Below are 22,594 nucleotides of genomic sequence, written 5' to 3'. Positions count from 1 at the left end.
AGTTCTTACTCTGTCGCAAATGCGATCAATGTCCCTGATTTAGTTTGAAAAATGACATTCGAGCCCACTACAATTGCATTGGGTAGAACCGCGCTTTTATCTATACGAACACGTCCGATCAGTGTCCCATCTGTACGTGAAAGGAAGTGAACATATCCCTCGAAATCACCTACAGCCACAGCTGCTCCTAACGTTACAGGACTTGACAGACCACGATTAGCTAATTCGGCGTTGCGCCATACGGCTGTGCCGTTATCAAGCGTAAAGGCATTTACAGAGCCACGCTCATCAGCTGCATATAGATTGTGATCGTCTGCACCCACGCCAACATCGCTAGAAAAGTTTTTCACCCAATGCGCCGCACCAGTACCCGCATCGAAACAGCCTACACGTCCCTGATATGCCACTGCGCAAACGTCATGCCCTTTCAACAAGGGCATTCCTGAAGCATCTGCTACACGCTCCAACTCTGTAGTCCCACGAGGATCGCCAATTGCCATTTCCCACCAAGGACCACCGTTAGCAAGATTCAACGCCGACAATCGACCACCTGGTAACGCAACAAAAGCAGCTTGTGGGACGATGAGTATTCCTGGAGCCGAACGCAAGGTTAGCGAAGGAACACTGCGTTGCGCAGTCCAGCGGCGCTCACCGGACTCCGCATCAAAGGCAGTAATTCGATTATCCAGACTGCGAACTATAACTAATCCTTGTCCGACCGCTGGCGAAGACAATACTTCACTTGACGCCTGCGCCTTCCAGCGTAGTTTCCCCTCGGCATCATAGGCCAATACTGCACCCTTTTCGCCAGCTACTGCGATGATAAAACCATCAGTACCGACTCCTGCAGTCAATTTCATCCCAGCGTTAATCCGCCAAGTAGAAACGCCCGTTGCAGCATTAACTCTCTCCACGGTACCGTCGGCTGAAGCAGCGTAAATACTAGTTCCCGATGCAGCGGGTGCAAAAGCGTAAGTATCGGCATTCCCCACCGAGGCAGTCCAAACGGTACGTACCGTAATACCGGGCTTAAACTCAACCAATGCCGCTGGTGGATTACTTGGTGGCTTACGAGAGAATAGGGAGCAACCTGACAACACTAGCACAACACCTGCACATGCGAATTTCAAGGCTGTACGGGCTTTTTGCATATTCTGCATTTGCTTCCTTTTTTATGAAATTTTCCGAGCGATTTTTTAGTAATTAGCTAACTGCTTTGGCTGGTGCACCGCCAATTGCATCTAATTTTGTTTGAATAAGCTGACGCCCGGGATTGCCCTCTATTGCTTTATCTAAGGCTAATTGATAAGAGATACGTGCTTCATCAAGCTTGTTCTGAGCAACAAAAACATCGCCTTTACGATCAGCTATAGCGCTCTCAAATTCTGGCAACGCATCCCCGCTTAAGACTTTCAACGCTTCGTCATATGCATTTTGATCAAGCAAGATACCTGCTAACCGAATTTTAGCGATGGTTTTATATTCATCCTGCTGACCGTGATCAATCACCCACTGCAAATGCGTTTTAGCAGCGTTCAGATCATTCGCCTCAAAGGCTGTCTTCGCAGCAGTCAATCCAGCCATCTGCGCGTAAGCTGTCCCACTGAATTTTTGTTGAATATCAACTGCAGCGCGTTGCACTTTAGCACTATCTTTAGCGCTTACTGCTTTTTGCAATTCCTCATACAACTGCGACGCCTGCGACACCTGGCTATTTTTATAGTACTTCCAACCACTCCACCCGGCATAACCGACGAGGGCGATAATTAGTACCCAAGTGATAAGATTTCCGTATTTTTTCCACCAGTCGTTAATGCTTGCCAGTTGCTCTTGCTCTTCGAGATTGTATGCCATGATAATTTATATTAGTGGTGGTAATGAACGTGTTGGTGATCATGATCATGCCCGTGATCGTCATTGCCGACAATCTGATCTACCAAATAATCAGTGACGTCATCAAAAGGCACGAATGCCTGATTAATGCCATCCTCTTTCGTACCAGTTTCAGCACGAAGTACTTTGACTGCGGCAGTATTATTAGCGACTTCATTTTCACCAATAATGACCGCATATGCAGCGCCACTTGCATCAGCACGCTTCATCTGCGATTTGAAACTGCCGCCTGAGTTTGCCGAAGCGCAATGTAGCACAACATCTAACCCGGCACTACGCAAACGCTCTGCTAACACAAACGATTGCAATTGTGCAACGTCACCTTGATGGACCAGATAAACGTCACACTCATTGCGCGTCACTGGCTCACCGCTGGAGCGCATTAACTCAAGCAAACGTTCGATACCCATTGCAAAACCACACGCCGGCGTCGGCTTACCGCCAAACATTTCAACGAGTGGGTCATAGCGTCCACCACCGCAAACCGTACCCTGGGAGCCCAACTGATCAGTGACCCACTCAAATACCGTGCGATTGTAATAGTCCATACCCCGGACCAGACGCGGATTAATGGTGTAAGGAATATTGTTGTAATTCAGAATTTTTTGTACGCCGTCGAAATGGACTTGCGATTCTTCGCCAAGATAGTCCAACAATTGCGGCGCGCCATTCACCATTTCTTGCATAGCTGGATTTTTGGTATCCAGTATCCGCAACGGATTGGAATAAAGACGACGCTGCGCATCAGCATCAAGCAGCTCTTTGTGTTGCTCAAAATAAGCGATCAAATCGAGACGATGACGACTTCGTTCTTCTGCATCACCAATCGAATTCAATTCAAGCTTGATATTCTCAAGGCCCAGATCGTCCCAGAGCCGCTGGCAAAGCATAATTAGTTCTGCGTCGATATCTGGTCCTGTAAAGCCAATTGCCTCCGCACCGACCTGGTGGAACTGGCGATAACGCCCCCGCTGCGGACGTTCATGGCGGAACATAGGACCGCTATACCACAACCGTTTAGGACCGTCATAAGTCAAGTTATGCTCAATCGCGGCGCGAACTACACTAGCCGTACTTTCAGGACGCAAAGTCAGATTGTCGCCATTCATAGAATCGGTGAACGAATACATTTCTTTTTCAACTATATCGGTCACCGCACCGAGACCGCGTGAAAACAGCGCGGTCGGCTCGACAATAGGAGTACGAATCTGCTGAAAACCGTAGCTCTTCAGAACCGATTCCACAGTATTTTCAAACAATTCCCACAGCGCTGCATCAGCGGGCAGGATATCGTTCATACCTTTGACACCTACAATTTTTTCGACTTTTTTATTTTCAGACATGCTTCTTGATACTCACTTGAATATGCATTAATTTTTTAGTGGTTATCGCCATATAGATCCGCATATTAATATAGCCGATAACTATCTTATTCTTCCCTACGGTTAAACGGCCTGTGTGGCATAACGTTTTTTTACGTAGTCCAGCACAATTGCCTGAAATTCTTCCGCAATACGTTCACCACGTAAAGTCATCTTTTTCTCACCATCGATAAAAACTGGCGCGGCTGGTGATTCACCGGTTCCAGGCAAACTGATGCCTATATTCGCATGCTTTGATTCCCCCGGGCCATTTACGATGCAGCCCATAACAGCCACATTCATTCCTTCGACACCAGGATAAGCTTTCTTCCATACTGGCATTTGATCACGCAGATAAGTTTGAATTTTATCGGCCAAATCCTGAAACACCGTTGAAGTAGTTCGACCACAACCAGGACAGGCAATCACCATGGGTGCGAATTTACGTAAACCCATCGTTTGCAATATCTCCTGCGCCACCACGACTTCTTTGCTACGATCTCCACCCGGCTCTGGTGTCAACGAAATCCTGATTGTGTCACCGATACCTTCTTGCAAGAGGACTGACAACGCCGCCGTTGAGGCGACAATCCCTTTGCTCCCCATCCCAGCTTCGGTCAGCCCCAGATGCAATGGATAATCGCAACGACGTGCCAACTCTCTATACACCGCAATTAAATCCTGCACTCCGGAAACTTTGCAGGACAAAATAATACGATTTTCAGACAACCCCAACTCTTCGGCACGCACCGCATTTTCGATAGCAGACGTTACCAATGCTTCATACATGACAGCCTGCGCCGTCCAGGGCTCGTTACGTTGGGCGTTCTCGTCCATGATACGTGCAAGTAATGCCTGATCAAGACTCCCCCAGTTGACACCAATACGAACTGGCTTATCGTATTTACAAGCAATCTCAATCATTTTGGCAAACTGGGTATCGCGCTTAACGCCCTTCCCAACATTACCTGGATTAATCCGGTACTTAGAAAGTGCTTGGGCACATTCGGGATAGTCGTTCAGCAGGGTGTGGCCGTTGTAATGAAAATCGCCTACTATCGGTACATCAATTCCCATTTTGTCGAGTTGCTCGCGAATCGCTGGAACTGCGGCCGCCGCCTCGGGCCTATCCACTGTGATCCGAACAAGTTCGGATCCTGCGCGTGCCAAATCCTTAATTTGAATCGCTGTTCCAATCGCATCGGCCGTATCCGTGTTGGTCATCGATTGCACCACGACAGGCGCCCCTCCACCAACCAAAATCTGACGCGCACCATAACTGATCGTGGTAACGCGACTATTACGGCGGTTACTTGGACCAGAAGCTATCGGATGATTCATGTGTGATGACATAAATGGTGGCTTTCAGCTTATTTCAGATTCAGTCGTGCAATATTATTTTTGGTATCGGATTTAAGATCAATAGCCGTACCTCGCAAGGTAGCTTGCACACCGGCCAAATTTCCTATAACAACAGACACCGGCTGGTCAATCTCAATTGTTTCAGTACTACCTGCTTTGCCCACCTTTGAAAAAAGTGTGCTTTTATCTGCACGCTTTATCTCAACCCAAGAATCTTGTTTAAAAGTTAGATGTAGCTGATTGGCCTCAGCAGCGACCACTGGCGTTCCAGCTACCGCATTCTGAGGCTGAAGACTAGCGGTTGACGCAACATCAGGAGCAGGCAAAACAGCGCTACCGGCATCACTGCCCATATTATCTGGGGCTGTTGCACTCGATGCTTCACTTGATGCTTCTGACGCAGCAAGGGGAACGACTAACTCCGTTGGGGACTGACGTAATGCCGAGAGTCCACTAAATTGCGTCACAACAATGCCTACAAAAGCCAGAACGATACCGGCAAGTATCCATTTATAGGTAACACGATTACGCCCCCCAAGCAATAATCTGGACTCTGAGAAAAAAGTAGAGCGAGATTCTGTTCCCAGAATTTGCACCTGGGCAGCAGCAACCGGGATCGTGCTAGGCAAGATTTCGGCTGGATCAAGTCCTAACATCTTGGCGTAAGAGCGAATGTAGCCCCGTGTCATAACAATAGTAGGAAGAGCAGCATAATTATTGTCTTCAATTGCTTGAATCTGGCGTGGAGCTAGTTTCAACTGATTAGCTACATCATCAATAGACCAACCGTTCTGTTGACGTTTATGCGCTAATTGTGCCCCGACGGATAACACCTGATTAGTTGTCTGTTCGTCATTATTAATTATTTCTTCGCCAGACTTTTTAACAGTATCAGGAGTAAATTGTTGCGGTTCACTCATCAAAAACTCCACGCTGATAGGAGGCGTATTCTGCCGACCCCGGATAACGTTGGCGCAATTGCGCCACCAAATTTTTTTCTGCTACGCGATCACCCAACTTATGCTCCACCTTGATTGCCAGCCATAAAACATTCGCCCCAAGCACGTCCACTTTAGTAACCAAACCCATATAAAATCGCGCGCGTTCAGCATCGTTATGCTCCACGGACAGCAATGCCAAATTGGCATTCGTCAGAGGATTACTCGCATCGAACTGAAATGCATGCAAAAAATAGCGTTCTGCATCAGTGCGTTCCTTCATCTTCAAACTACAGACGCCAGCATTAGTAAGCGCTTTCGCCGGTGATAAATATGAACGACTTTTCAATGCTCGCTGAAAATAAGCAATAGATTCTTTCTCTCGTCCGTTTTGGCATAAAAACCAACCGTAGTTATTTGCCAGATCAGGATTATTGGGAGTCAATTTAAGGGCGCGCTGTAAATTATCGTCGGCCAACCCGGTCTCGCCCATATCCATATAAATCAATCCGCGCATGCTGTAAGCATCTGCCAATTCCGGATCAGCAGATATAGCCTGCTTTACTTCATCCAATGCAACTTCTAATTGCCCGTGCCCATAATATCCAACAGCGAGCTCCAGACGAATACGCGCACGACGTTGTGCATCAGTTAAATCAGAATTGGTGGGCAATTCACGACGTGCTTCCGATTCATCCTTAGTAAAACCACCGCCAGACTGAGTAGCGCAGCCTGACAGCAACGCTAAGACAGCAGTAGCTAGCAAGAAAATGCCCCGATACCCACGCGTCACTCGGATACCTCGACAATACGGCCAAAATTCTTGCCAAATTTTTGCTGGTACTCAGCCATTTTTTGCATACGCTCTTGCACCTTCGTACGATCTTGTACTTCCCCCGCCAGTTGGCCGCATGCGGCATCAATGTCATCGCCACGCGTTTTACGTATCGTCGTGACGATATTGGCGTCCATCAAAATTTGCGCAAATGCTTTTATCCGTGGATTATTCGACCGTTTAAGGCCAGACTCAGGAAAAGGATTGAATGGAATCAGATTGAATTTGCATGATACAGCCTCGCTACCGCTTCGCCCCTGAACCAAGGCGATCAGTTCACGTGCGTTAGCATCGCTGTCGTTTACGCCATCGAGCATGCAGTACTCAAACGTCACAAAATCGCGGGGTGCAAACTCAAGATAACGTCGGCAAGACGCCATTAATTCACTGAGCGGATATTTTTTATTCAAAGGTACCAAGCCATCGCGCAAGATATCGTTGGATGCATGCAGGGACACGGCTAATGCCACAGCACAATCTTGCGAAAGCTTATCTATCATTGGTACCACTCCGCTGGTAGACAATGTCACGCGACGTCGGGATAGACCGTAAGCATTATCATCTAACATCAATTTTAAGGCAGTCACTGTTGGCTCATAGTTCAGCAAGGGCTCACCCATGCCCATCATTACCACATTGGTAATTTGGCGCTCTCCCTTTGGGCCTGGCTCAATATGCTTTGTTTTTCGTAGTTCAAATTCAGCCATCCATAACTGACCGATGATTTCACCGACAGTCAAATTACGGCTAAAGCCCTGCTTCCCGGTCGAACAGAAACGGCAATTGACAGCACAGCCAGCTTGAGTCGAAATGCATAGCGTTCCCCGATTCTCCTCAGGGATAAATACTGCTTCTACGGCATTACCTTGCCCGACATCGAGCAACCATTTGCGGGTGCCGTCAGTGGACGTATGGTCACTAATTACAGCTGGTGCGGCGATCATCGCGCGCGTCGCCAGCTTGTCTCGCAACGATTTTGCCAGATCAGTCATGGCATCAAAATCGCTTGCGCCGAACTGATGTATCCAACGAAGTAATTGCTTTGCACGAAACGGCTTCTCACCCAACGCATCACAGTAAGCGACAAGTTGCACAGGGTCCAGATCCAGCAGGTTGGTGAGAACTGTCATGACAAATTTCATCTAATTATTGGTCAAATCAGGGCGTATAAAAATCTATGACACCCTGATCAAACCAACGTACTACTAATTACTAACTATTTATGCTTTTAATCGCTTAATACTAGACTAATTCTTAATTTGCGAATTAACGTGAGTACACGTTTAATGCAGGAAAGAAATAAGCAATTTCAGCCGCGGCTGTTTCTGCGGCATCGGAACCATGAACTGCATTGGCGTCGATCGAATCTGCGAAGTCAGCACGAATTGTTCCTTTATCGGCTTTCTTTGGATCGGTCGCGCCCATCAGATCGCGATGCGTCAGAATAGCGTTTTCGCCTTCCAATGCTTGCACGATAACAGGACCGGAAATCATAAAATCAACCAAATCCTTGAAAAACGGACGAGCAGCATGCACAGCGTAAAAACCTTCAGCTTCAGCACGTGACAGATGCATCATGCGCGCTGCAATAATTTCCAAACCGGCATTTTCAAAACGGCTGTAAATTTGTCCGATAACGTTTTTAGCGACTGCGTCTGGTTTGATAATCGACAGTGTACGTTCAATGGCCATCTAAGAAACTCCAATAATAAGTGTAAGGGTTAAACTAATAAGCAATGACTAAATTGCGTAAAAAACGGTAGTTAATGCTATGTTTTAGACTGATCTACATAATCCAATCAACCTTGGATTTTAACATGAATCATTCCAAGTAAAACCCGCATCGCGCCACGTCGCCACTAAACAGAACCTCTAGCACGCTATATGGTCATACTCAAAGTATGACCATATAGTTGAAGACGCGATAACACCACTGCAACGTGCTATCCTTCTTCAGGAAAAATCTTTATGCATTTACATAGGGGAAATAATGAATTCGAATCTACAAAATCGCTACGCATCAACAGGCACTACCACAAGCCTCAGCGGCGTGCGAAATCGTGTGTTACGCAATACCTATTGGCTTCTTGCTCTTTCCATGATTCCGACAATTGGCGGAGCCTGGTTGGGAGTACAACTGAATTTCAGCATCTTTGCAGGCAGCCCAATGATAGGTTTCATCGCATTTATGGCGATCGCATTTGGTTTCTTTTACGCTATTGAAAAAACCAAAGAAACGGGCTGGGGGGTTGTTGTACTGCTAGCTTTCACCTTCTTTATGGGGCTAATGCTCACAAGGCTCATTGAACATACGCTCAGATTTTCGAATGGCGGCACCCTCATTATGATGGCCTTCGGAGGTACGGGGATTGTCTTTGGTGCGATGGCAACAATTGCCACAGTCTCTAAACGTGACTTTTCCGGAATGGGAAAATGGCTATTTGCGGGCCTCATTGTTATTGTGGTGGCAAGCGTAGCAAACATTTTTCTGCAACTACCAGCGCTCTACCTGGCAGTATCCATTATTGCTATTGCGATTTTTTCAGCTTATATATTGTATGACGTACAACAAATCATTAATGGTGGCGAAACTAATTACGTTCGTGCAACTTTAAGTATTTATCTTGATGTGTATAACATTTTTGTTAATCTACTATCTTTGTTAGGCATTTTCGGCGGCAATCGTAACTAATTAAAGATTTCATCGCTGTTTTGCAAAAAAGCCGACCTGCATGGTCGGCTTTTTTGCAATTAAGTTTAGTTTCACACCTCAATCAAATCAAACATAGCAATCGACTCCACATGCGCTGTATGGGGAAACATATTCACGACACCCGCTTGTGACAACCGATAGCCCCCTTGGACCAATACTCCAGCATCCCGCGCCAACGTCGAAGGGCTACAGGACACATAAACAATTCGCTTCGGCATCAGGCTACGATTTAACTCGGCCAACCCAACTAATGCGGCACACACTGCGGCGGCACCATCACGTGGCGGATCAATCAACATCCGATCAAACTTACCTAGCGCAATAAAGTCTGCCGTCGTAGCCTCAAATAGATTCCGGCAATAAAAAGTCGTTTTACCGGCTAATTGATTGATCCCAGCATTTTCTCTTGACCGTGCGACCAAAGCCTCACTCCCCTCTATCCCAACTACTTCTCGGGCTAGCGTAGCGAGTGGCAACGTAAAATTACCTAAGCCGCAAAACAAATCGGCAACCCGTTCGTCGGGCTGCACACCGAGTAAGCGCAATGCTTTTGCTACCAACACACGATTGATCTGATGATTCACTTGCGTGAAATCTGTCGGCTTGAACGGCATCCGAACATTAAACTCAGGCAGGCTGTAATACAACTCACTTTGGGCAGGATAAAACGGCACAGCAGTGTCCGGCGCACCAGTTTGCAACCACCACTGAATCTGGTACTCATCCGCAAATGTTTTTAATTTAGCCTCATCATCTACATTCAGCGGTGCCATGATGCGCAAGACCATGACGGTGACGTTACCCTGATTATTTTCACCCACGGCCAATTCTATCTGAGGCAAATGCTCGACGATCGTTAGTGCGCTGATTAATTCTCGCAATGGCAACAACATCGCGGAAACATTCGCCGGCAATATATCGCAACTTGTCATGTCTGTGACGTAAGGTGACTTTCTCTCGTGAAAACCTACTAAAACTCCACCTTTTTTAGGCACATTGCGCACCGAAATTCGAGCACGATACCGATATCCCCAGGTAGGGCCAAAAATCGGCCTAAGCATTAGCTCTGGCTTGACCTTGCTGATATGCCATAAATTATCTTCAAGAACACGCTGTTTCATGGCAACTTGCGCGTTCGGTTCTATGTGTTGCATCGCACAACCGCCACAAACACCATAAAACTGACAACGCGGCTTCATCCGTGAAACGGACTCTCGATGCAATGCTGTCATCGTCGCAAACTCCCATTTCTTTTTCTTACGAAATGAATGAAAGCTGACATTTTCTCCAGGCAATGCCCCTTCAACAAAAATAACTTTTCCTTGACTGCCATCGTCATTTTGCAAGTGGCCAATTCCGCGTGCATCCATGTCGAGCGATTTGATGTCAATAGTGATGTCTTGATGCATAGAAATAAAAGTATTGCGCATGTCGCCCGATAATATCGATTCAATATTTGCGATGTGCAAGCGCTAGTCTGTATGAGCATCCGAATCAGATGCTACCAATTTGTGAGCACTATGTCCTATTGCTTGCAGGCCGATAGCAAAAATTGAGGAGAGACGACAAACGAAGGGTGGGAAAGGACAGGATTATAACGAGAATCACACCCTCAGACCGAGAGTACTTCCAGGAAAGGCGAGGATTACAAAAAGGCATCCTTGCCGACTCCCTTTGCGCACAACAGGCGCTTGAGCTTAACCAGAGCTTCCTGTTGAATCTGGCGCACTCGCTCACGGGTAACCCCGATTTCAACGGCTAACTCTTCCAAAGTAGAAGGATCATCGTTGTCGAGACCAAAACGCCGCATGATCACATTGCGCTGTTTATCCGTCAGCCTTTCCAGCCAAACTCGCACAAGAATCGACATTTCCTTCTGCTCAGCGCACGCATCGGGATTTTCTTCTGTGGCACTCGGCAACAAATCCATCAAACTAGCCAATGGATCTTGATCTAACGGCGCATCTAAAGATGTGGCGTGTTCTGATAAAGCCAAAACTGCTTGCACTTCATCTGCCGGACGTCCTACCAAATGGGCAATGTCTTCGGCATTAGCATCTTTGCCGTCGTGGTGCTGCGCCTCAAGATGATATTTGGCGCGCAAAATTTGATTTAACTCCCGCACCATATGTACAGGCAAACGCACAGTACGGGCCTGATTCATGATTGCGCGTTCGATGCTTTGCCGTATCCACCATGTTGCGTACGTAGAAAACCGAAATCCACGCTCCGGCTCAAACTTATCAATGGCACGCATCAAGCCTAAATTACCTTCCTCGATCAGATCGAGCAAAGTAACGCCACGATTAATATAGTGTTTAGCAATGGAGACGACCAAACGCAAATTGTGTTCGATCATTTTTTGTCGGGCGGGAAAATCGCCCTGCTTCGCTAGCGTAGCAAAATGGACTTCTTCGGGAATGGTTAGTAGTGGTCGGGTGCCAATTTGATTCAGATAATGCTGTGTAGTATCGGTAGATAACTCTGCTGCTAATACTTTTTTCAGCTCATCAACACCATCAACCACGACGACTACGCCATCGACGGTTACCTCAGGGTCGGTCAACTCAGCATCATCGGACTCGTCAAGTTCATCTTTTTCGGCAGAGGCGTCGCGATCACAGAGAATATCTTCCGGCAAATCTTCGGGTGACATCTTATTGTGATCGCTCTGTTGAGCAGGAAGGCGCTTGTTCATTTAGTCATTCACTTGGTTAATGACGCAGTTGACAACCTCATTGAACATGTTGCAAACACGCTCCTGACAAAACATATTTCAAATCACTCTAACACTTGGCAGCCTTAGTTGCTATTTTAACGACTTGGCAAAAATTTGGATGGATCAACCGGCTTGCCTTGCTGACGAATTTCAAAATGCAGTTTGATGACATCACTATCAGAATTACCCATTTCAGCAATTTTTTGGCCTTTACTGACGACCTGCCCCTCTTTGACAAGAATAACCTTGTTATGCGCATACGCGGATAATAAATTATTGGTGTGCTTAACAATGACCAGATTGCCATAGCCTCGAATACCACTGCCTGCGTACATGACCTTACCGGCTGCTGCTGCCGACACGACTTGACCGGATTTCCCGACTATATCGATCCCTTTTTTACCTTGATCGAAACTACCCATTAACTTGCCTTCTGTAGGCCACATCCAGTCTACGCGATCGTCTTCTCCATTCATGGAGGCGACCGGTGGCGAAACTGCTTTTTCGCTATTTTTGACTACTTCCGGTTTAACTTCTTGCCGTCCGTCTGTCCGCACTTCGGCGTTCAATGGCACGTCAGGTTTTTGCATGTCTGCCAACGCACTCTCTGAGTACGCGCGCTTGTCGCCACGCGGGCTTGTTTTGTTACCTCCATTCACCGCGCTAATTGCACCAGCAGTCGATGTAGGCGGAGTCGCTCCCAATGGTCGAACTTCTACGCCGGAACCAGTGGAAACACTGCCTACTTGCGCTCCTCCGGTAAGACTACTACCAGCATCCGGAGCTTGTACCCGCAATACTTGATCGACCTTAATGTCATTGGCATTATTCAGATTATTCCAGCTAACAATATCGCGATAGCTTTGTCCAAACTCCAGTGCTATTCGATAGAGCGTATCGCCTTTTTTTACGGTGTAGTAACCAGGATCAATCGCGCGCGGAGGCTGAGGTGCACTAAGCGTCGCAGCAGGACTAGCAGCTCTGCGTTCAACCACCGGGGCTGGTGTCTGAGTAGTACTGCATCCGGTAATCGAGACAATCATTATTCCCAACAATATCAGGCGTGTTTTCTTCATTCTCATTACATTATTATTTGCGACGTATCGCGGTTAAGGCCGAATTAAATACCGCATTGAACGCGATAGTATCTACTGCAAATAATTGCATTAAATATCGATTAATTTTGTAAATGCTGATGCAGCTTAGTGCACTGCCTGACAATCTGTCCATATCATCATTTTTGCGGCGTTTTTAGTTTTAGGCAACCCCTGCGCGCAACGGCACAAAATTGCACGCCTCCAACGTAGTGCTGGTCCAGTCGAATTTACTAATGCGCTCAATCAACTGAAGTACTTGATGATGCGATCCTACCGGTGCCACCAAACGACCGCCTATCGTCATCTGATCCAATAATGCCTGTGGAACTTCAAGCCCGGCCGCGGCCAAAATAATGCCGTCAAAAGGCGCTACCTGCGGGAGGCCAAGCATACCATCTCCGTAATGCAGACGGATATTAGCCACACGGAGCGGGCGCAAGTTACTCCTAGCCAATTCATGCAATGGCTTGATACGCTCAATTGAATACACCTCTTTCGCTACCAGCGACAGCACCGCCGCCTGATAGCCGCAACCGGTTCCAATTTCCAGCACGCGATTCAACACACCGCCCTGCTGGTTATCGCGCATCACTTCAATCATGCGCGCAACGATATACGGTTGTGAAATAGTTTGCTGGTGCCCAATCGGCAACGATGCGTCGATATACGCCTGACTAGCTAACCCGGGTTCGACGAACATATGGCGTGGCACCGCCTCCATCGCGGCAAGTACGCTGACATCACGCACACCCAACTTTGCAATCCGTGCCACCATCGCCTTGCGGACACCCTCCGACACCAGCGACGTTGTGCGCTCACTACGCTCGCTAGTGTGATCATTCGTAGATTTATTCGTCGACATAGTCTTACCCGTCCAATCAGCCGCGCTGAGTACGTTGGGCGCATTTGGCGGACTGTAAAACGACGGCTTGGCGGACGCCGGACCGCCGAATGGATTCGGTGGAGACGACTTAAGATGATCGTAAGCTGCGTTTCTAGTCGCCGTCTGAGGCGTCGCAACAACGCGATTAGCTTGTGTGCCAGTGGACTTCGGCTTAGAGACCACCGAAGATAGCGTCAATGGGAAGCGCTTCGGCGCTTCTGTCATGATAAATCTTTCGTTAATGCTGTCAGCTGTGCTGTATGCGTCACATCAATCTGTAAAGGCGTGATGGAAATATGACCTTGAGCGATGGCATGAAAATCCGTCCCTACGCTCGCATCTTTGGCAGCGCCTGCCGGGCCGATCCAATAAATTTCGCGCCCGTGAGGATCCTGTGTTTTGATGACTGACTCAGATATATGTCGCTTACCTAATCGAGTTGCCAATGCAGGTTTCAACAGATGGTAAGGGCGATTCGGAATATTCACATTGAGTAAATACGGTTGAGACAGATGATCGAAACGGCGCTCAACGATCTCCCGCGCCACCTTTGCCGCAGCATCCAACTCATCCCACCCTTTGCTCACCTGAGAAAACGCAATCGCAGGGATACCAAACAAAAATCCTTCAGTTGCCGCCGCAACGGTGCCTGAATACAGGGTGTCATCACCCATATTTTGGCCCTGATTAATCCCTGAGACAATCAAGTCAGGCCGAAAATTGAGCATGCCAGTTAATGCAATATGGACGCAATCCGATGGCGTACCATTCACAAAATAAAAGCCGTTTTCAGCACGATGCACAGATAACGGACGATCCAGAGTCAACGAATTAGAAGAACCTGATCGATTACTGTCGGGCGCAACCACTACAATCTCAGCAATAGGCGTGAGCGCATTCGCCAGCGCAATAATGCCTGGTGCCAGATAACCGTCGTCGTTACTGATGAGAATTTTCATAGCAGAATTTTACCTGAAGCCATCATCGGGTTAAGTGAAGATTTACGGTTTTTTATGCCGACTTTCATACTCATTTATCAACACACATCAGATTACTAACTGGAGGAGGGATATTTTCTTCTCACCGCCCCCAAAATATGTTGCGACGCAACAAATAATTTTGAATAATCTAAAAAAACAGGGTATGGTTTGCGTTATTCAATGTACTTTTCCCCATTCCCTGAACACGTGAAGTCGTTATCCATAGAGTATACGTATGAATTGTTGATACATTCTGACGTATTAACCAATCTACCTGAGGGACACGCCATGAATATCGCAACGCAACAATCCTTACCCCTGCCACCTGCTATTACAACCGAAAATCCGTACACTGCCTGGAGCAATCTGGCATCCCAAATCACCGAAATGATGACAGCATCGGCGCAGGTTATCAGTCATCGAAGTACGCGCATGGCAATGGCCGGACTTCTGCCGACCCAACGAGATCAAGACGAATTTAGCTTAATGAAGCTAGAGAAAATAGACGCACTCTCCGAGTCAACCCATGCCATCACCCTACGCATGGTGGGTCTGCAGCATCAGGTAGCCAAATTGACACTCCAACAATTACTACTCGGCACCAAGGACTTCATTGCCCTTGCCGTCGGCACATTCGTCAAGCCCATGGCCTCGGGGCGGAATAATTTGATCCACAGTCATATTACCCACTCTGCCGAGGCGATGTCACAGTTAAATGCGTCATTAGCCGATGTTGCTCACACCGGACTACAACCGCTGTACACAAGAGCAACAGCGAACGCAAAACGGCTTGCAAGCCTTTGATCATTTCCCCAGTCCGCAAGTGTCGCCTTATAATCGCTTAAAAATTAACGATGTATTAATGCCGCCAAAGGCAAAATTATTCGACATAAAATAGCTGCACTCCAATTCCCGCCCCTCGCCCACGATGTAATCCAGTTCAGCACAGCGTGTATCCACCTGCGTCAGATTGATGGTGGGCGCAAACCAGCCTGCACGCATCATCTCGATACCGGCCCACGCCTCCAATGCCCCGCAAGCGCCCAGTGTGTGGCCGGTATAGCTCTTCAGTGAACTAATCGGCACTTTATTGCCGAATACCTGCGCCGTGGCATGTGACTCCGCGATATCGCCCTGCTCTGTACCAGTACCGTGCGCACTGATATAGCCAATTGCGGACGGCGGCAAACCCGCATCTGTCAACGCCAGCGCCATCGCCACACGCATCGTATCGGTATTGGGGTGGGTAACATGACAGCCATCACTATTGGTCCCGAAGCCAACGATCTCAGCATAGATGGTTGCACCACGCGCACGCGCGTGATCGAATTCCTCCAAAATTAACGTACCAGCCCCCTCGCCAATCACCAATCCATCGCGCCCGCTATCAAAAGGGCGCGGCGTCAATGTCGGCATATCGTTGCGAATGCTAGTAGCAAACAGCGTATCGAAGACCGCCGCCTCCGTCGCACATAATTCCTCAGCACCGCCTGCGATCATCACCTTTTGACGTCCGCTACTAATGGTCTCGCAGGCATAACCGATACCCTGACTGCCGGAAGTGCAGGCGCTCGATGTCGTAATGACCCGCCCGGTAATCCCAAAAAACACGCCAATGTTCACCGGAGCGGTATGCGCCATCATCTTGATATAAGTGGTGGCATTAATACCCTTCGTGGAGCGCTCCTCCATCATCTTGCCAAAATCGCCAATCGCCTTTGGCGACCCCGCCGATGAACCATAAGCAATTCCACAACTACCATTTTTCAAAAGCGGATCGACATGTACACCATCAATCAAACCCGCATCAATCAATGCCAATTCAGTCGCCCGCGTCGCCATCAACGCTACTCGCCCCATACTGCGCATACTCTTGCGCGTATAACGTTCCGACAATGAAAACGCAACCGCAGGTGCGCCTAGTTGCGTATTGAGACCATCATAATCAGCCCAGTCCTCCATCCGCACCACAGCGTTACGATAACTACCAAGATGCGCTCGCATGCTCTGCCAATCATTACCGATAGGGCTGATACCGGCCATCCCGGTCACCACTACGCGATGCCGCAGCGAATCATGTTTCAAGTCATGTTTCAAGTCATGCTTCATGCCATACCTCCATTGACCGAAATGACCTGACGCGTGATGTAAGCCGCATCAGCTCCCATCAAAAAACCTACCGCCGCGGCTACCTCTTCCGGCTTTCCAACCCGCCGCGCCGGAATCATTTTCAACGCCTCCTCAAGCGGCACGTCGGCAATCATATCGGTCTCGATCAAACCCGGTGCCACGCAATTGACGGTGATATTGCGCTTAGCCAACTCAATCGCCAAAGCCTTGGTCGCGCCGATAATGCCAGCCTTGGCTGCGCTGTAATTAACCTGGCCACGGTTACCGATCAAGCCCGACACCGACGCCAACGTCACAATCCGCCCTGGCGCACGGCGATGCACCATCGGCATGATCAATGGATTGAGTACGTTATAAAAGCCATCCAGATTCGTCTGCAAAACCACATCCCAATCCTCCCCCGACATCGCCGGAAATGCATTATCACGCGCTACCCCAGCGTTGCAGACCACGCCGTAATAGCAACCGAACTGCGCAACATCGGCCAACAAAATATCGGCCGTCGCCTGACGATCCCCTATATCAAACTGCAGCACCCGTACTTGTCGACCAAGCGCCTCAATCATCTGCGCCACCGCATCTGCCGCCTCGCGCTGACGATGACAATGCAAGACAATGTCATAACCATCGCGCGCCAGACGCAGTGCGATAGCCCGGCCAATCCCACGGCTTGAACCTGTGACCAGTACCGATTGCTGCATGCCATCCCTATTCTTTAATCCCAACGTCATTCCGCATTCCCTTCCAGAAAAACATGCACATCATGCGGTTGAAAAACAGTAATCGTCGCCTGCGCCAGCACACTACAGCTAGCATCCTCGGCATCTTCGATTTGACACTCAAACGAGCCGATTCCATTGTCGGCCAGCAAGATCCGCCGCGCCACCACACGCAGCACCATTCCCGATATAAACCGATCGCACTTAGCCTCGTAACGACGGGTTCCGAGTAAAAACCCCATCTTGACTTCCTCTCCCTTCAAGCGCGCCGTATAACCGGCAAAAGCAGCAATCGCCTGCGCCATGTATTCAACGCCGACCCAACTCCCCACGCCATCTGCACCCATAAACAAACTATCCGGTCGCATCGTCACTTCAGCGCATAAACTATCCTCATCTGCAGCAAGCACGCGATCCAACAACAGCATCACACCTGAATGCGGCACCAGACTACGGATATCCGGCAGCGCCGCAATCGACGACGTAGTGACAGAATCAGTCATCATTCGCGCCCCATTATCAACGCAGCATTTGCCCCACCAAACGCAAAAGAATTACTCAGCGCAAAACGCAATGGACGTCCCAATTGATAGCCAACAGGAAGTAAATGTAATGTCGGCAAATTGCTGTCGCCAACACCATCCCACAAATGCGGTGGCAAGCAGCCAGCCGGATTATCATCCTGCATCGCCAGCCAGCACAATCCCGCCTCAATCGCCCCCGCCGCACCCAAGGTATGGCCGGTCATCGATTTAGTAGAACTTGCCGCCATACGGTCGCCAAAAATAGTATTCACAACACGGCTTTCCATTGCATCATTTTGCTGCGTCGCGGTGCCGTGCAAATTAACATAATCAATCTGCGTCGCCTCAACCCCTGCTCTTGTGAGCGCTTGCTCGATGGCAATCCGCGCGCCGCCGCCAGCCGGGTCAGGCGCAGAAATATGATACCCATCGGACGACTCTCCCCAGCCTCTCAAGGTGACAGTCCCGGCTTGTGCACTCATCAAAAATAGCGCCGCGCCCTCACCAATATTGAGACCATTACGATTGGCGCTAAAGGGATTGCAGCGTGTAGCACTGACCGATGCCAGCGCCCCAAAACCGGCCACCGTGAACGCGCACAAAGAATCCACGCCACCCGTCAACACCACGTCGCACAACCCCATCCGAATCAATCGGGCAGCGCTCGCCATCGCCTTGGCGCTAGAAACGCAAGCACTAGAATGAACGTACGCCGGACCAGTAATCCCCAATACGTCGGACAACATCGCCGCAGGCGAACCCATTTCCTGTTGTCCGTAGGCAAACTCAGGAGGAAATTTTCCGTTGGCAAGACGCTGTTTAAACGCAGACTCACTTTCCGCAATCCCAGACGTACTGGTCCCCAGCACGATCCCAATTCTGTGCCCGCCGTACTGCCCAATAGCTGCATCCACCGCCGGACGAATCTGGCTCAACACGGCCAACAAAAGTTGATTATTTCGGCTGCGGTGGGCTAGCGGAAATGCGTCATCCATCTCCGGCAAAACACCGTCAACACACCCCAGCGGCAATGCCCTGGCGCTGGAATAGCGATCGGTCAACGCGATCCCGCTATCACCCGCAAACAGGCGTCGACGAATATCAGCGTGATTTCGTCCAAGCGCACAAATGATGCCAAGTTGATTTAAAAAGAGCATATTGCGGCCCCATTAAGGTGTGGTTGCTGCATCTGTTTCAATCCCGCCCTGCGACTCAATGGTTAACTTATAGTGATAACGCACATTATCCAAGACGACTTTACCGCCCCAGGGCGATGCATTGCTGTAGTCAATCACCGCCACCGGCACGTCATCGAGCGACAAAGTCCGCCGTAAGCCCTGCTGCGCGATGCTCCAGCCCTGCGGCAACGCCTGCCGTATCGCCGCCAGCGGCCACAACGTTAATTGCATATCTTCCAGCACATCCTCCGCGCGCACTTGCGACGGCAACATCGGATGACGCCAGGTCTGCAAAGTCTGCCCGTCATACTGCAAAGTCAGCACACGCTGGCCCAGCGCCAGCCCCACCATCGTGACATGCTGCGGATCAACTTCTAATGCCGCGTCGAGTTGATCGGTACGGCCATGACGCTCAACCGTCAAATGCTGCTGCAAATGAATGCTCACGCCCAACGAAGCTGGCGATAATTTCAAGCCCAATCGTGTGGGCTTTGCAGGCTTTACACTGGCGCAGCCAAGCATCAAGGTCGCCACCAGCAACAATGCTGAAATGCCGATTAGCCGCATACTTCCTCCAACACTTTCAGACGGCGCTGGCTTTCGCGTACATAAGGATTCGTCTCATCCCATGCATACCCGGCCAAAATCGCCGAAATCATCCGGCGAATCTCGGGCTGCTGACGCTCGTGGAAAATTACTTTCTGGAAACCACCGGCATACCAGGACTCAACGAACGTTCGAAAAGTATCGACACCCTTTTTAAGCGGCACGCTGTACTCACTCTCCCAATCGACCTCCATCCCCTCGAAATGGCGTTGCAACACCCCGACCGCCAAACTGGCCGACTTCACCGCAATCGTGACCCCGGATGAAAATACCGGATCAAGAAATTCTCCTGCATTGCCGAGCAAGGCATATCCTTTACCCCACAACGATTTAACATTCGCCGAGTAACCCACAATCGAGCGTGCAGGGGTATCCCAACGCGCATTCTTCAGCAATTTTTGCGAGGCCGGATCTTCACTAACCAAAGCCTGTAACCGCTCACTGTCAGACCCTTGGTACTGCGCCAAAAATGCGGTTTCCGCCACCACGCCTATGGAGCAACGACCACCCGTAAACGGAATTAACCAATACCAGACATCACAATGTTCAGGATGGACCGTGATGCGAATTTTGTTGCGATCGAAATCAACTCCGGCAAGAATCCCGTCCTCAATATGCGTAAATAGCGCACCCCGGACAGGAAAATTCGATGGGGTCTCGAGGTCCAGCAAGCGTGGCAAGACACGCCCAAAGCCACTCGCATCCAGAATAAAGTTCGCCTCCACCTGATAGCCGTTCCCATGTGCATCCTGCACCGTCACCAACGGTTTAACCACATCCAGATCGACAGCCTTCACCGTATGTTCGAAGCGTATTTCAGCGCCCTGGCGCAGCGCCTCTTTCGCCAGCAAAGCATCAAAGCCAGCACGCTGGACCTGATAAGTCGTCCCCCAGCCGGCAGAGTATTTATCCCGAAAATCGAAATCGGTATACCGCTCTCCGCGCACAAAAGCAGCCCCGTTTTTATACTGAAATCCAGCCTCCACCACCGCTTGCAACATCCCCGCCTGTTCTAAATATTCCATACTTTGCGGCAACAAACTCTCGCCGATACTAAAGCGCGGAAACTGCTCCCGCTCCAGCACCAACACCCGGCGACCTTGCTGGCGCAGCAGCGCCGCAGCAACCGATCCGGAGGGGCCAGCGCCAATCACCAACACATCGTACTTTTCAATTACTGGCATCATTTTTTTATCTATCCGTTGTTTTACAAAAGCATGGAGCAATCAGCCATACAATAGCAATCCCAATGAGCATCGTGAATCCAAACGCATGCAACGGCGGTGTCCCGGATAACGCCAGCAAGCCGAACGACAACAAGGCACTAACCGCCGACAAACACACCGCCAGCCAGGCAAATTGCCCACCATGATTGGACTGCTCTGTTTTCTCTTGCAAGAAAATTCCATAATCCACGCCCAAGCCAAGAATGAGCATCAACGCCAACACATGAAACATTTGCAGCGGCTGACCAATCACGCCCAGCCACGCCAACGTAGCCACACTCGCCAGCGCTGGCGGCAGCAATACCCGCCACGCAGAAGACCGATAGCGCGCAAACAGCAACAAATAAATCGCGACATACGCCCCCAGCAAAACCGCGCCCATGTATTGCCGATAATGGCCAAGCACCGAAGAAATTTCACTAACTTTATCGACCCATTGCACGCCATCAAGGTGCGCTGCTGTCTGTTTCAATAACGGCAAATCAGCATAATTATTCACACCTCGTAGCGCCACGATGCTCGCAAAAATATTACCGTGCGCCCCGCGGACCTGACCCAGCCAGAGATGGCGCGAAGGCTCACTCGCTGCCGTCCTCAAAAACGCCTCTGGCGTTAACTCTGGCGTTAAGCCACTGACAACCGGGCCAGATGCACGCGCACGCATCTGCGCAACCCAACTGTCATCCTCGCCCAACTGCGTCGCCAAAGTTTTCAGCGGCCCAACTGCACCCAATAGCGCTCGCTCAACCAAAGCCCGATTTGCCGTTTGCGTACGCAGCGAAGGCGTCCAGTTCGACATCGCCTGATAACCGCTGATAACGTGCTGTGCGATCAACGGCTCCAGCCGTAGCCTGAGCGCCTCCTCGCGCTGCAAAACCTGCTCGGCACTCTCGCCACGCACCAGATAAAACTGCACCGGCGTCGGTGCATCGAGTATTTTGGAGAGCTTGATTTGATCGTCCAGCAACGCCTTGGGCGGCGTCTGCAATGAGCGAATATCATCATTCACCTGCAAGCGTACCAGCCCGGTCGCCACGAACGCGCCGAACAAGATTGCCGCTAGTAAGGTCCCACGATTCAAGCGGAAAAACGGCCAGTAACGGCGACTCGCTCCCAGCCATGCAGCAAACCGTGTTTGTTTCAGCGTGGATGCCTGCACTAAAGCTGGAAACCAAAAAATCACCGTCAGCCACGCAAACACCAGACCCAGCACTGAAAAAACCGCCATCTGGCGCAAACCCGGAAAAGGCGTCATCGCCAACCCGACATAACCAATCAACGCAGCCGTCAGTGTCAACAACAACCCCGGCAACAAGCGTCGCAACAATTGCACCGAAGCCAGCGCTTTATCGCTTCCCGCCCGGCTGCATAAAAAATAAATATCGATTCGTGCTTGTCCGTGGTACTCGGCATAGAACTACTGAGTCGGA

General features: G+C 49.7%; 22 protein-coding genes. 2 read left to right on the top strand and 20 right to left on the bottom strand.

The genetic code is table 11. The features are described 5' to 3' along the window. Positions 1–5 precede the first annotated feature (5 nt). From bamB to ndk, 8 genes are all read right to left on the bottom strand, one after another. Complete coding sequence (bamB, locus tag ACVBEF_RS12100) at positions 6–1,160, bottom strand: outer membrane protein assembly factor BamB (protein ID WP_447124197.1); 1,155 nt, start codon at positions 1,158–1,160, stop codon at positions 6–8. A 43-nt stretch (positions 1,161–1,203) separates the two neighbouring features. After that, entirely contained in the window at positions 1,204–1,854 is a 651-nt protein-coding gene (locus ACVBEF_RS12095) for a YfgM family protein (RefSeq protein WP_447124196.1), read from the bottom strand. Between the two features lie 11 nt (positions 1,855–1,865). After that, positions 1,866–3,236: a histidine--tRNA ligase gene (hisS, locus tag ACVBEF_RS12090; protein ID WP_447124195.1), complete on the bottom strand. Its 1,371-nt coding sequence runs from the start codon at positions 3,234–3,236 to the stop codon at positions 1,866–1,868. A gap of 102 nt (positions 3,237–3,338) precedes the next feature. Then, positions 3,339–4,607, bottom strand: coding sequence for a flavodoxin-dependent (E)-4-hydroxy-3-methylbut-2-enyl-diphosphate synthase (gene ispG, locus ACVBEF_RS12085; protein ID WP_447124194.1), 1,269 nt, complete (start codon positions 4,605–4,607; stop codon positions 3,339–3,341). 17 nt (positions 4,608–4,624) lie between these two features. Then, positions 4,625–5,536 (bottom strand): helix-turn-helix domain-containing protein, encoded by a 912-nt coding sequence (locus tag ACVBEF_RS12080; RefSeq protein WP_447124193.1) that lies wholly within the window; start codon positions 5,534–5,536, stop codon positions 4,625–4,627. Continuing rightward, on the bottom strand, positions 5,529–6,320 hold the full coding sequence (gene pilW / locus ACVBEF_RS12075; RefSeq protein ID WP_447124192.1) for a type IV pilus biogenesis/stability protein PilW: 792 nt from the start codon (positions 6,318–6,320) through the stop codon (positions 5,529–5,531). Before pilW ends, ACVBEF_RS12080 begins: the two co-directional genes overlap by 8 nt. Before the next feature lie 23 nt (positions 6,321–6,343). Beyond that, positions 6,344–7,519, bottom strand: a complete 1,176-nt coding sequence (gene rlmN / locus ACVBEF_RS12070; protein ID WP_447124191.1) for a 23S rRNA (adenine(2503)-C(2))-methyltransferase RlmN — start codon at positions 7,517–7,519, stop codon at positions 6,344–6,346. 136 nt (positions 7,520–7,655) lie between these two features. After that, entirely contained in the window at positions 7,656–8,081 is a 426-nt protein-coding gene (gene ndk / locus ACVBEF_RS12065; RefSeq protein ID WP_447124190.1) for a nucleoside-diphosphate kinase, read from the bottom strand. 298 nt (positions 8,082–8,379) lie between these two features. Here ndk and ACVBEF_RS12060 point away from each other — a divergent pair, with 298 nt between their 5' ends. Continuing rightward, complete coding sequence (locus ACVBEF_RS12060) at positions 8,380–9,081, top strand: Bax inhibitor-1/YccA family protein (RefSeq protein ID WP_447124189.1); 702 nt, start codon at positions 8,380–8,382, stop codon at positions 9,079–9,081. A 71-nt stretch (positions 9,082–9,152) separates the two neighbouring features. On the opposite strand, the gene rlmD is transcribed toward ACVBEF_RS12060, so the two are convergent. The 5 genes from rlmD to surE form a co-directional block, all read right to left on the bottom strand. Further along, positions 9,153–10,511 carry a 23S rRNA (uracil(1939)-C(5))-methyltransferase RlmD gene (gene rlmD / locus ACVBEF_RS12055; protein ID WP_447124209.1) on the bottom strand — a complete coding sequence of 453 codons (1,359 nt, stop codon included), beginning with the start codon at positions 10,509–10,511 and terminating at the stop codon, positions 9,153–9,155. A gap of 236 nt (positions 10,512–10,747) precedes the next feature. Continuing rightward, positions 10,748–11,758 (bottom strand): RNA polymerase sigma factor RpoS, encoded by a 1,011-nt coding sequence (rpoS, locus tag ACVBEF_RS12050; RefSeq protein WP_447124208.1) that lies wholly within the window; start codon positions 11,756–11,758, stop codon positions 10,748–10,750. A gap of 158 nt (positions 11,759–11,916) precedes the next feature. After that, complete coding sequence (locus ACVBEF_RS12045) at positions 11,917–12,897, bottom strand: peptidoglycan DD-metalloendopeptidase family protein (protein ID WP_447124188.1); 981 nt, start codon at positions 12,895–12,897, stop codon at positions 11,917–11,919. Between the two features lie 181 nt (positions 12,898–13,078). Then, the gene (locus tag ACVBEF_RS12040; RefSeq protein WP_447124187.1) at positions 13,079–14,026 is read right to left on the bottom strand and encodes a protein-L-isoaspartate(D-aspartate) O-methyltransferase; all 948 of its coding nucleotides are present in this window, start codon (positions 14,024–14,026) and stop codon (positions 13,079–13,081) included. Continuing rightward, the gene (surE, locus tag ACVBEF_RS12035; protein ID WP_447124186.1) at positions 14,023–14,760 is read right to left on the bottom strand and encodes a 5'/3'-nucleotidase SurE; all 738 of its coding nucleotides are present in this window, start codon (positions 14,758–14,760) and stop codon (positions 14,023–14,025) included. Before surE ends, ACVBEF_RS12040 begins: the two co-directional genes overlap by 4 nt. A gap of 309 nt (positions 14,761–15,069) precedes the next feature. On the opposite strand from surE, the gene ACVBEF_RS12030 reads away from it, so the two are divergent. Continuing rightward, positions 15,070–15,585: a polyhydroxyalkanoate granule-associated phasin gene (locus ACVBEF_RS12030; protein ID WP_447124185.1), complete on the top strand. Its 516-nt coding sequence runs from the start codon at positions 15,070–15,072 to the stop codon at positions 15,583–15,585. Positions 15,586–15,612: 27 nt separating this feature from the next. Here the strand turns inward: ACVBEF_RS12030 and ACVBEF_RS12025 are convergent, their stop codons facing one another. The 7 genes from ACVBEF_RS12025 to ACVBEF_RS11995 are packed head-to-tail and all read right to left on the bottom strand — an operon-like array spanning position 15,613 to position 22,497. Beyond that, positions 15,613–16,890, bottom strand: coding sequence for a beta-ketoacyl-ACP synthase (locus tag ACVBEF_RS12025; RefSeq protein ID WP_447124184.1), 1,278 nt, complete (start codon positions 16,888–16,890; stop codon positions 15,613–15,615). Next, positions 16,887–17,642, bottom strand: a complete 756-nt coding sequence (locus tag ACVBEF_RS12020; protein WP_447124183.1) for a 3-ketoacyl-ACP reductase FabG2 — start codon at positions 17,640–17,642, stop codon at positions 16,887–16,889. The genes ACVBEF_RS12025 and ACVBEF_RS12020 overlap by 4 nt, the downstream gene beginning before the upstream one ends. Then, on the bottom strand, positions 17,639–18,136 hold the full coding sequence (locus tag ACVBEF_RS12015; protein WP_447124182.1) for an ApeP family dehydratase: 498 nt from the start codon (positions 18,134–18,136) through the stop codon (positions 17,639–17,641). Before ACVBEF_RS12015 ends, ACVBEF_RS12020 begins: the two co-directional genes overlap by 4 nt. Continuing rightward, entirely contained in the window at positions 18,133–19,311 is a 1,179-nt protein-coding gene (locus ACVBEF_RS12010) for a beta-ketoacyl-ACP synthase (RefSeq protein WP_447124181.1), read from the bottom strand. The genes ACVBEF_RS12015 and ACVBEF_RS12010 overlap by 4 nt, the downstream gene beginning before the upstream one ends. Before the next feature lie 12 nt (positions 19,312–19,323). Further along, positions 19,324–19,899, bottom strand: coding sequence for a DUF3261 domain-containing protein (locus ACVBEF_RS12005; protein WP_447124180.1), 576 nt, complete (start codon positions 19,897–19,899; stop codon positions 19,324–19,326). Next, positions 19,890–21,125 carry an NAD(P)/FAD-dependent oxidoreductase gene (locus tag ACVBEF_RS12000; protein ID WP_447124179.1) on the bottom strand — a complete coding sequence of 412 codons (1,236 nt, stop codon included), beginning with the start codon at positions 21,123–21,125 and terminating at the stop codon, positions 19,890–19,892. Before ACVBEF_RS12000 ends, ACVBEF_RS12005 begins: the two co-directional genes overlap by 10 nt. Before the next feature lie 4 nt (positions 21,126–21,129). After that, a complete protein-coding gene (locus ACVBEF_RS11995; protein WP_447124178.1) occupies positions 21,130–22,497 on the bottom strand; it encodes an MMPL family transporter in 1,368 nt (455 codons plus the stop codon). Between the last annotated feature and the right edge of the window lie 97 nt (positions 22,498–22,594).

The sequence above is a fragment of the Glaciimonas sp. GG7 genome (genome assembly GCF_052976905.1).
The sequence above is the reverse complement of the archived record's forward strand: the minus strand, read 5'-3'. Positions and strand labels throughout refer to the sequence as shown.